Origin of the sequence: Vibrio fujianensis, assembly GCF_002749895.1 — a bacterium.
GTDB lineage: Bacteria > Pseudomonadota > Gammaproteobacteria > Enterobacterales > Vibrionaceae > Vibrio > Vibrio fujianensis.
The window spans coordinates 218,500-220,133 of the sequence record NZ_NBUS01000054.1 but is presented as its reverse complement, the minus strand read 5'-3'; the positions used below and the strand labels follow the sequence as shown (position 1 = coordinate 220,133).

General features: G+C 39.0%; 2 protein-coding genes. One reads left to right on the top strand and one right to left on the bottom strand.

Annotated elements, in window-relative coordinates; all coding sequences use genetic code 11:
• Positions 1-403, bottom strand: a 403-nt coding sequence (locus B7C60_RS17260; protein ID WP_216639328.1) for a glucose PTS transporter subunit EIIB, incomplete at its 3' end; no start/stop codon positions are given.
• 597 nt (positions 404-1,000) lie between these two features.
• Between B7C60_RS17260 and B7C60_RS14115 the strand changes: the two genes are divergently transcribed.
• Positions 1,001-1,634 (top strand): PRD domain-containing protein (locus tag B7C60_RS14115; RefSeq protein WP_216639327.1); only part of this gene is annotated, 634 nt, incomplete at its 3' end.

The following is a 1,634-nucleotide window of genomic DNA, read 5'->3' as shown; positions in this document are numbered from 1 at the left end:
CCCAGCCAGCCGCTATAGCCAATGCTAGGCCACCTTTCAAAATTCCGGATGCCGCCATAATTCCAAGTAAGGGAGTAAAAATGCCCGAAATAATATCGATAAAAGCACTCAATACGCCATCCTTGGCTTTTTTCTCGGTCGGTTTTATAACCTCTTCACTGCCCATTGTCGCCATTACCGCACGAAAAACTTGATTTACCTGGTTACCGATCACCACCTGAAATTGTCCACCACTTTCTACCGCAGCAATAACTCCGTCCAAAGCCTTAACTTGCTCTTTGTCAGCCTTACTGTTGTCATTAAGTTTGAATCTAAGACGGGTTGCACAATGTACAACACTCGTTACGTTATCGGCCCCACCAACATTGTGTATGATCTTTGCCGCAAGTTGCTCGTATTCCATAAAATGCCCTATTCAATAAATCAGGTTACCCAGTGACAAAAAGGAATAAAAAAACCCGAGAATATCCAAACTAAAAGTGGATATTCTCGGGTTTTGCCCAGCCAAAGGTAACAATCCCAAATACTAAAATTTATGTATAAAAAAACCTGACTCCTTACTCCGTCAACACTGTGAAAAGAGAAATAAAGTCAGGTTTTGCTCGCTATTGCGATAACAATCCGTTTTGATGTCGGTGACGTTATTCTCACCGGTTTATTCGGTCAACGCCATAAAGCATCAACCGTGATTTAGATCGCTAAAAAGGCGCGTACCAGCAACAAAAAATTAGAGACAAATCACATACAACATAAGTCTAATGATCAAATCATAACACGTTGCCTCGAAATCCCCCTCATTAAACAAACTCAATGATAAATGTGTACTCATTCACACATTATCTGCTATCAATTTGAGAACACCCAATAATCCCTATAGACTAGATTCAAATAAGGATTGTTACTGATAAAGCAGGCAAAACCTAAGCTGGGTAAGATATAATTATACCTTACCCAGCTTAGGTTTTTTTATACACAAATTTAGCCAAGTAGTTTATAAATCATGCGTGTATCAAAAGTATTAAATAATAATGTACTCATTTCTACCGATGCCAATCAACGAGAAGTCGTTGTTATGGGGCGAGGAATCGGATTTCAAATGAAAATTGGAATGGAAATTGATGCAAAAAAAATAGAGAAGGTGTTTACTCTCGCCTCTAGCGATACAGCTATTGATGCTCGTTATCACGAACTGCTAGAAGAAATACCGCTTGAACTTCTTGCTACGGTAGAACAAATCTTGGAACTTGCAAACTCCTCACTCGCAGGAAACCTGCATTCTAGCCTCCGAATAGCTTTAGCTGATCATCTACACTTTGCTATTCAAAGACTACAAACTGGTCAGAAAGTTAAAAATGGAATGTTGTGGGAGATCAAGCAATTATATCCTGTGGAATATGAGGTTGGATTACAAGCATTGCAATTAATCAAAAAAGCATCCGGCGTTCAATTTGATGAAGATGAAGCAGGCTTTATTACTCTGCATTTAGTGAATGCACAACTGCATGAAGATATGAATAACACGATCAGTGTAACCAACCTAATCCGTGATATTATTCATATGATTAAATACAATCTCAGTCTGGATCTCAATGAAGACAGTGTCGAATTCAGGCGCTTAGTGACCCATCTAAAGT